At 51.3% G+C, this 9,956-nt stretch carries 4 protein-coding genes and 1 pseudogene; 1 reads left to right on the forward strand and 4 read right to left on the reverse strand.

The features are described 5' to 3' along the window. Nucleotides 1–109: 109 nt before the first annotated feature. The 4 genes from BWI97_RS21415 to BWI97_RS21435 form a co-directional block, all read right to left on the reverse strand. Nucleotides 110–1,351, reverse strand: a complete 1,242-nt coding sequence (locus tag BWI97_RS21415; RefSeq protein ID WP_102202736.1) for a GAF domain-containing protein — start codon at nt 1,349–1,351, stop codon at nt 110–112. A 257-nt stretch (nt 1,352–1,608) separates the two neighbouring features. Continuing rightward, a complete protein-coding gene (locus BWI97_RS21425; protein WP_102202738.1) occupies nt 1,609–2,802 on the reverse strand; it encodes an FN3 domain-containing metallophosphoesterase family protein in 1,194 nt (397 codons plus the stop codon). Nucleotides 2,803–2,880: 78 nt separating this feature from the next. Next, entirely contained in the window at nt 2,881–4,629 is a 1,749-nt protein-coding gene (locus BWI97_RS21430) for a RagB/SusD family nutrient uptake outer membrane protein (protein WP_102202741.1), read from the reverse strand. A 12-nt stretch (nt 4,630–4,641) separates the two neighbouring features. Further along, nucleotides 4,642–7,872 carry a TonB-dependent receptor gene (locus tag BWI97_RS21435; RefSeq protein ID WP_233207939.1) on the reverse strand — a complete coding sequence of 1,077 codons (3,231 nt, stop codon included), beginning with the start codon at nt 7,870–7,872 and terminating at the stop codon, nt 4,642–4,644. 330 nt (nt 7,873–8,202) lie between these two features. Between BWI97_RS21435 and BWI97_RS21440 the strand changes: the two are divergent. Continuing rightward, nucleotides 8,203–9,956 (forward strand): annotated as a pseudogene (locus BWI97_RS21440) (ATP-dependent helicase); the annotation flags it as partial.

The following is a 9,956-nucleotide window of genomic DNA, read 5'->3' on the forward strand; positions in this document are numbered from 1 at the left end:
TTTGATGGGAAAAGATTAGTCCGCATGAAGGGAATAAACCGTTTGGGGGATAAAAAAATAACCCGAAAGCTTCCGGGTTATCAATGGTAGTATCGTTTTTCGAATACAATTAAACGGTTTTAGGAAAGGCAATATCGAAGTAGAAGCGGGAGCCCTGGCCCTGCTGACTTTCCACAAAAATCTGACTCTGATGCAGACTCAGCAATAAATGCACAATGGCCAGTCCCAGTCCCGTGCCCTTGAACTTGCGGGTCGTGTCGAGTGAAGCCTGGGAGTACTCCTCAAAAATCTGCTTCAACGACTCCTCAGGAATGCCAATGCCCGTATCCTGCACTTCAAAGCGAAGCCGGTAACGCTCGGGCGTCGTCTCCAGAAGTCCCACGCTCAAGCTCACGCTGCCCTGCTGGGTAAACTTGATGGCATTCGTCAGCAGATTACTCAGGATTTGCGTGAGCCGGGTGGGGTCACCGAGCACCTTCTCGGGCAGAGTCGTATCCACCTGTTTAACGAGCTGCAACTGCTTTTTACTGGCCAGGGGCTGATGAATCTGAATGACTTTCTCCGTCAGCGATCTGAGATCAACGGGAATCTCTTCCAGATAGACCTTGCCCGCTTCGAGTTTGCCGTAGTCGAGCACTTCGTCGAGCAGCGTATGCAGGGTCTGGGAGGAGAATTCGAGTAGCTCGATCAGCTCGCGTTGGGAGGGGGTCAGGCTGTCTTCTTCCATAGCCAGCAAACCCACCGAGCCGATGATGGGGCTGAGGGCATTGCGGATTTCGTGGCTCATGGTGGAGAGGAAACGGGCTTTGGCCTGACGGGCTTCTTCGGCTTCGGCCCGGGCCCGTTCGGCCTGAAAGTGTTTGCGGCGAAGTTCCAGCAGCATGACCACCTGGTAGGAGAGGTCTTTGAGGGCTTGTAGCTGATCTTCGCTGAGCTGCTTGGGTTTTTCATCGATCAGACACAGGGAGCCCAAGGGGTATCCGTCCGGGTTGACCAGCGGAATTCCCGCATAGAAGATTACACCAGGTTGTCCTAAGGTAAACGGATGGTCGTGAAAACGTTCGTCTTCCCGCATATCGGGCACAATCAGTGGAATTTCGGGCTCCAGAATAGCATGGGCACAAAACGAAAGCTCACGCGGAATTTCAGTAGCTTCAATACCTTTTTTTGATTTGACCCAGTGCCGGGTGCGGTCAATGAGCGAAATCATACTAATCGGGGTACCACATATCTGGGAAGCCAGCCGCGTAATGGCGTCGTAGGCCATTTCGGGTAGGGAATCCATAATTTTATATTCTTCCAGAGCTGCTAAGCGAGCGGATTCATTACTCGGGATTGCCGGTTGGATCATGGCGGATAATTAGGTAAATGATCTCTTAAAAATAAAAAGCAAAATATCCCAAAAAGTTCTTATTTTATTTTGATTCGACCTAAAATATTTATGATTAAAAGGACTGATAAAACGCTGTTTGACGCTTTCAGCTGCGAGAAAATTAAATAACGGTTTAATCGGTACGTTCATTTTTTCGGTAACTGACGTAATGGTTTCCTTCATCAACGAATAGCCTCAACGGAGTAAGAAACCGTTACGTCTTAGGCTCAAGCACGTTATTTTCCAGACCTTGTCTTGGTATACGTGCCCACTTCCTGTCCATCATCGCGGATCAGGCGAATAGACAGGTTTTTCGCATCGGCATTAAGCTGGATTAGGGTACGATTGCCCGCCTTCGGACCGCCTCCAATCACTACCGGATACGAATGCTGCCCTTTCACGGGTAAGTGCACCCCGTACGTATGCGTATGCCCGCTGATGGTGACATCGATTTTGTACCGATCAAACAAAGGCGAAAACAACTGTTTGACGTGTGTGGCCCCGTGCCAGTCGCCCGAGTATTGTGGCGGAATATGCATCAGTACGACCCGAAAAGCCGCTTTTTTGAATGCAGAACCCTGCATCACCCGCTCCAGCCAGCGAGCCTGTTCCTGCCGGTACGCATCGAAATCGACCAGCCCGGCGTACACAGGTTCCGCATCGGGTTTGTCTTCCCCAGTATCCAGAGCGATAAAATGCACTGGCCCCCAGGTCCAGTCGAAGTACGGCTTTCCTTCCGGATTTCGGAAGTAGTCGAACCACTCGCGGCGGAATTTGCCCCGTGTTTCGTGATTTCCCCGCACGTAGTAAAAAGGCGTCTGACTGGCGAATTGCTCCGTGGCGGGTTTCAGCAAGTGATCAATAAGCTGCTGTTCATCCGTTTGGTAATCAAAAATATCACCGTTCAAAAACACAAAATCACGGCCTGGGTGCGTATCGAGCTTTAGTAACTGGGCAAAAGACTCGGGCCGGTCGTGAATGTCATTCAAAATCAGAGCCCGTACCCGCGTAGGTTGTTGAGCTGGCGTTGTAAATTGGTACAGTTTGCTCTGAACCGTGTCCCCGTAGGTTAATTTGTAGGGTTTGAATTCCGTAATCTCTCGGGAAAAGACCCGGTAATAGTAGGTAGTACCAGCTTGTAAATCCTGAAGCGTAATCTGGTTAATTCGGTTGTACGAATCTACCAGCCCGTGGGTCACGCGATGAGCTTTCTGCCCTAATTGTTCGGTGGTACCAAACTCCACCCAGCTGTACGACGGTCGTTCGCAAATCCATTGGATGGTCATGGCGTCTGGTTTTGGATCCTGCAAATACGGCTCACAAGCCAGGCGGGGAGCCTCATTAGCGTTGGAAACGGAGAGCTGGCCTGTAACACTTAGGGCTAAGGACTGCTGAAGAAATTTCCGGCGGGAAGCGATAGAACGTTTCATAGGTTTCGAGATAAAAACAGGTGTTTGAGTCAGTGGACCTCAACACCTGTTGTGAATGTACTATTTTTTGAAGAATCGCTAGAGACCGTCCTGCCAGCCGGGATTCTGCGTTAAGTTTTTATTGAGCAGTCGTTCCTGAATGGGGATGGGATAGAGGTAATCCCGGTTTTCATTAAACGATTTGGTCTGGTTGGAATTAATTAGTACCAGTCCTCCATTCTTACCCCCTTCCAGTACCACTTCCGAACCCAGTTTCAGGTACTGCGGTCCCTTTTCGGTGGGTTTGGTTCCTTCATAAATGACCACGTCGGTCGTACCGTTATTATCCAGATCATACTTACCCAGGCCCGGAAAATACATACCCTTGAATTGATCAGCTACCAGATGACCTTCTTTCCAACGCATCAGATCGTTCCAGCGGTAGGATTCCATCACTAACTCGATCCGGCGTTCCCGGCGAATTTCCAGAAGTACCCCACGGTTCGCTCCGCTTACGTGGGTGTACTGAGCCGCTAGGTAAGGATCTACATCGGCGTTGGCTTTGGCCAGTTCCAGGGCGGGCATGGCGACGCGTTTGCGAATGAGCTGAATTGATTTATCCAAATCACTCTGCGTCAAAGTACCCAGTTCCGCTTTCGCTTCGGCGTAATTGAGTAGCACTTCGGCGTACCGGAATACAGGCATGTCATTGAGCGATTTGTTGTACGAATCCTCGGTTTCGGCCGTCACAAATTTGGTCAGCTGATAGCCCGTTACGGTCGCTCCAAAGTCCGGTACGAGTTTGTTCGTATTGCCGATCCGGGTATAACCCGGCGTGCGGATGGTTTGTGCCAGACGGGGATCTCGGTTCTGAATCTCTTCGTAAAATGGTAGGGTGTTGTAATTGGGTCTATCCGTAAACCGGCTGCCGTCTTTCATCAGGTAACTGTTCACGAGCCGTTTTTCCAGACCGGGTTTTCCGTACGAAGCCGTAATCGTGTAATAGTTGACATTATGAAAAACCTGCAAATCACTGCTGAACTTCCGAGCCAGAATCACTTCCTCCGGACTGGCTTTCAGCGAAGCAAACAAATCACGATACGCCAGGTCCGGACTGGTCGAATAGATCTGATAACCGCTTTTCGTCATTAGTTCTTCGGAGGCCGTTACCGCTTCGTTCAGAAATTTGTCGGCATTGGGCAGGTTGAATTCCGTATGGTATTTCCGGAAGGTTCCTTCAAACAGACAAATCCGGGATTTTAGGGCCAAAGCCGTCCATTTGGTAACCTCCTCCGTGGCTTTGGTCGTAGCCAGTCGGGCCACGGCATCGTTGATGTCCGCCAGTACTGAATCCATGACCACCGTCCGGGGATCGCGGGCCTGCGTCAGATACGCTTCGTCGGTCGTATTAATGACCCTGTTGTACCAGGGCACATCGCCAAAACGCACTACTTTATTGAAGTAAAACCAGGCCCGGAAAAACTTGGCCAGTCCGACGTATTTGTTGGTCGTTGCCGAACTCAGTCCCTGACGGTTGTAATTTCCCAGGAAGTAATTAATCTTCCGGAGTTCGCCCCAGTCCCAGCCCCCACCGGAAGTCGGCACCGTGCGGCGACCCGTTACGGCATCGGGTAACGTGGTTTTGACGATGTTGTCAATGTCTTCGTTATAGATGTCTTCCGCCGAGGGAATCACGTTGTAGAACGAATTGGTATACAGTCGTAAATCGCTTTCGCTGGTAAAAAACTGATCAGGAGCGATCTCCGACAGCGGTTCGCGGTCCAGAAAACCTTTACAGCCCGCCAGTCCCATCAGAACCAGAGCGAATACAGGAATAAGTCTTTTCATGAATAGAGTCAATTAAAAAGAGATGTCCAAACCGAATGAATACACTTTGCTGAAGGGATACACGCGACCGTTGGTCTCGGCAGCCGCCATCTCCGGATCGATGTAGGAAGTCTTCAGTTTGGTCAGGGTAACCATATTTTCACCGCTCACGTAAATGCGGCAACGGGCCATTTTGATGCGTTGCAGCAGCGTGGAGGGCAGGGAGTAACCCAGCGTCAGGTTCTTGAGGCGTACGTAGGCCAGGTTTTGCAGGTAGCGGTTGTTCACGGCTTGCAAATCGCCCCCGCCGTTCAGGGCGGTGTAGCCCCGCAGGACGGGCAGATAAGCGTTCGTGTTTTCAGGCGTCCAGATCTGCGATTCGAAATCTTTGGGAATGAACGAATAGTACGGCCGCGAATACGGTCCCCAGAATTTATCCGCGTTATTGCCCGGATACCAGTTCTGACGACCAATGCCCTGGAAGAAAGCGGACAGGTCGAAATTACCCCAGTTCGCTCCCAGATTCACGCCGAACGAATACCGGGGCAGCGAATTCCCGATGCGTTGGAGGTCACCGTGGTTGGCTACGGTATTCTCCCCAACGTTGATCTTGCCATCGCCGTTGATGTCCACGTATCGTAAGTCGCCGGCCCGTAGCTTGCCCCACTCGCCAGGAGCACTCGAAATTTGCTTGTGTACGACTGAGTTGCTCAACGGAATGGCGGCCTGCCAGGCGGCGGCTTCTTCATCACTACTAAACATACCGTCGATGGTATACCCCCAGATTTCACCCAATTGCTGGCCTACGTAATTGCTATTCAGTAATTGAGTGGGGTTATCGAAACGGGTGATTTCAGCTTTGTAATCCGACAGTACTACGCCCACGTTGTAGGAAAACGGCTTTCCACCGACAGTAAAGAGGTCTTTCCAGTTGACGGAAAGTTCAAATCCTTTGGTTAATAAATCGGCGGCGTTTTCGCGGGGCTCGGTGGCTCCGAATACCGTGGGCAGCGTCCGACCCTTGGTCAGCATTCGGGTAGTAGCCCGGCGGTACCAGTCGTAGGAAACGTTCAGCTTATTGCGAAGGAGAGCCACGTCCACGCCAACGTCGGCGGAAGTGGCTTTCTCCCAGGTCAGGCTTGAGGATATGGGTGCCGGAACCGACAGGAATTCCAGTTTTTGTCCGTTCATCAGGTAAGACGAGGTGCCCCGACTCATCGTCGAAAGATAGGCGTAATTCGCCACCTGCTGATTGCCCAGTGATCCGTACGACGCTCTGATTTTAAATTCATTGGCGAAGGACTTCATCGGCTCGAAGAAGCTTTCCTCACTCACCCGCCATCCCGCTGATACAGAAGGGAAAAAGCCAAAGCGATCACTGGGTCGGAATCGGGACGTACCATCGTAGCGACCGTTCAGTTCAAGCAGATACTTGCCGCGATAGTCGTAGTTGATTCGGGCAAAGTAGCCGAGCAAGGCCCACTCGGTCTGACCACCGTTGATTTCCTGAGCCCCCGAACCAAGGTTTACGTCGTTTAGATCCTGAGACAAAAGGTCTTTCCGGTTGCCCGACAGACTTTTCTGCTGGTACAGTTCCTGGTTGTACCCTACCATGGCCTTGAAGGCGTGGTCGCCAAAGGTGTTATCGTAGGTAGCATACGCATTCACCACGTGGTACTGTGACAGGTTGGACGTTTCCGACAGCTGATCGTAGCCCACCGTACTCATCACACCCGGAAAAATGGACCATGGAGCGGGCGTACGTCGCAGGAAGGTATTGCCACTTTCCCAGGCACTTCGGTTCACGTTGAAAACCCCGTTGGAAAGCGTATAACTGTAGGAACCCACGGCCGTCATGTGTTTGGCCAGTTGCAAAGTACCGCCGATGGTCTGCGTCAGTTCAAAGCGTTTTTCACTACCCTTGGATTTGCCGTGTAACAGGTCGGCGTAGATACCGTCCCCGATGGTATAGTTGTTGAGTTCGGTCCGATACGTAGCCGTACCGTCGGGATTCACGGGTACGTACGAGGGCAGGGCGTGTACCGTTACCGAGACAAAGTTGTTGTTTACGCCCCAGCCCGGATAACTGTAATCATTGGCGTTAAACTGCGTATTGGTATTAAGCGTAAACCAGTCGGTAACTTTTGTGTTGAGTTTGGCCCGGAAGTTGTAGGCATTGTAGATATCCTGATTCACCCGCATCACGCCCCGTTTCTGATAATACCGACCCGACACCAGATAGTCCGTTTTATCATTGCCTCCGCTAAAACTCAGGTTGTGCTCCATCGAAGGGGACCAGTCGCGAAACATGGTACGCCACCAGTCCGTATTGCCGTAGTAGATGTACATATCCTTGCCATTACGGTTGTCAACGACCACGGAAGGCAAGGAATGATCCGTCTGGCGTTTGCGAAGTTCTTCGTAATCTTCGTCCGTATACCCTGTATAGGATTTACCCGTCGCCCGAATAAACGCATCGTCGTTAAGCTTGGCCGAAGTGTAGCCATCGGTAATGAAATCCGTACGCACCGTGGGCGTGGAAAAACCGAAGTTGGTGCCGTAATTCACGGACATCCGGCCGCCTTTGGCTTTTTTCGTCGTAACGAGTACGACACCAAATGCTCCGCGAGCCCCGTAGATCGACGCCGAAGCCGCATCTTTCAGTACCGAAATACTCTCGACATCGCGGGGATTGATCGAGTTGAGTGAACCCGGTACGCCGTCAATCAAAATCAGCGGCGAGCCCGTACTACTGTTGATGGAGGCGTAACCACGAATGTTGATGGTACCAGCCGAACCGGGCCGTCCGTCACCAAACGTCACGTTCATCCCCGGTAAAGCTCCCTGCAAACCCTGACTGATGTTGGCAATCGGGCGGCTTTCCAGCGTCTCGGCCCCTACCTGCGATACGGCTCCGGTGAGGTTGGCTTTTTTCTGCGTACCGTACCCCACGACGACCAGCTCCTGCATATTTTTCGGATCCACCTGCAAGGCCAGATCAAGGGTACTCTGTTTACCCACGGTCACTTCCTGCGGGAGGTAGCCCACGTAACTAAACACCAGTACAGCGTTTCCATCCGTCACGGTAAGCTGATACCGTCCGGCGGCATCGGTGATGGTACCGCGAACGGTATTTTTTTCGCGTACGCTCACTCCGGCCATGGCTTCGCCTTTTTCGTCGGTCACCTTACCGGAAATCGTCTGCATCCGCGTAGGTCGGGCCCAAGGGTCTCGACCTACCAGTAGCAAGAGAGCTAGAGCCAAACAACGGAGCATCCATCCGTACCTTCGGCTTGGTAAAATTGGTTTCATAAGGAGGAAAGATTTTAGAGCAGAAAACGAACCCGCTTGATTTGAGGCTGCAAAAAAAGAACAGTACAGGAGCCGAACCGTTAGCGATGAGGTTATGGATATTTTAAATTCCGTGACCCGTTTTTTACATTAAAATCATCCGGAAGATGAGTTGATTATCTGTTCCTACAGCGAAGAAAAGTCAATGTCAGGGCTCTCAGGCAGTGGGTCGAAAAAAGTGTTCGTATCTTCGCTTAATCTTGGCGTGAATTCGCCCGTGAAGGATAGTCTGGCCACCCCACTATGTTACCAAATTCTTATGAACTGCCGGAAGCTGGCAAGCCGCCGTATCGCCTGCCGGGCGTAAGCATTGCCACGCTGACGGAAACCTTTCTTTCCCACCATACCCTGGAGCTACTGCCCACGAACCAGCGTGACTATACGCCCGTTCAGCCGCGGGAGATTTCGGTTAATTCAGGAACCTTTACTTCGGCTTCCCGGCTGACGTATTTCCCCCAGGTGAGCGTTGAGCAGACGGACCAGGATTTGATTCTAAGCTGTGCCTGCCAATTACCCACCACTTCGTTGTGTCCGCACCAGACGCAAGTGTTGCTGAACCTCATGCAGCGACCGGAACTACGGATTTTCTTCGACCGTCAGATGCGGTACGAGCGTTTTTACCGAACGGCTCAGGAGTACGGTCTGGAGAAAGAAACAAATCTGGATGAGTACTTCGACCTCGAATACCAGGATTATTCGGTACGGGTAAAACCTAAACTAAAGGAGCTGGTATCGATTGAGGAGGCGACCCAGCAGTACGAAAAACTGGGAACCGAATGGACGCCTCCCCTACCCAAGCCCGATGCACAGAAACGGTTTATCGTGTTTCGACGGCATCGTTTTTACGAACATTTTTTCATTGAATACTACGAAGCAGCCACGACGAAAGAGGGAAAAATCAAGAATCCCCTGCGGACGATCAATCCCATGGATTTTGTCTGGCAAACCGACGATACTGACCTGCTGAAATTCTATACGGCTCTGACCCGCTTTCAGAATCCGCACCGAACCAAAAACGCACTGGCTGATTTGGGAGCATTAAAAGCACTGGTCCAGAATCCGCTGGAGCTGGATGTGTATTATCACCCTTCCCAATCCTCGGAAAAAATCATTGCTCAGGGGCTGACGCCCGTACGCATCCAGCGGTCGGCCCTGCAATTACACCTGACGGTACACCAGCGGGAGTCGTTCTATCAGGTATTGGGTCAACTGCTGGTAAACGACCAGCCGTATGAGTTACCCACGGTTACGATTGCGTACGATTATTTTTTCCTGCTGGATCAGACCTTACACCTCATCGATTCCCCGGATTTACTGCGGGTGCTCAATTTCCTGAAACTGAATCAGTACCGGCTGTTACTCCACGAATCCAAGTTCGAGGAATTCCGCCAGCAGGTGCTGGTTCGGCTGGAAAACCACATTCGGGTGACGTATACGTACCTCAAACCCGCTACGCCCGAACAGATTGAGGAAAGTGGTTTCGACCAGCCCCGTCAGTGGATGCTTTACCTTTCGGAAAAGGATTCGTTCATTTCCCTGACACCCGTACTGAAATACGGCCCCGTGGAAGTACCCGTGCTTTCCAAACGGCAAATTTATTCGCTCGATCCGCTGGGGGCTCCCTTTACGCTCGAGCGGGACGACGCTGAAGAACTCGATTTCATCAGTCTGCTACTTCAGCAACATCCGGATTTTTACGAACAGATGCCCAAAAATGGTGAGTTGCCCCGCGACTATTTTTTCCTGCATAAGAGTCGTTTTCTGGAAGAAGACTGGTTTCTATCGGCCTTTGAAGCCTGGCAGAGTCGGGGTATCACCATTCTGGGTTTTAATGAGCTCGGTAATAATCGTCTGAATGGCAATAAAGCCAAAATTTCGGTACACGTCAGTAGTGGTCTCAACTGGTTTGAAACCTCAATTCAGGTCTCTTTTGGAGCCCAAAAAGTTTCGTTGAAACACCTGCACAAATCGGTTAAAAACAAAAGCCGACACTACGT

Source organism: Siphonobacter sp. BAB-5405 (assembly GCF_002872335.1).
Taxonomy (GTDB): Bacteria; Bacteroidota; Bacteroidia; order Cytophagales; family Spirosomataceae; genus Siphonobacter.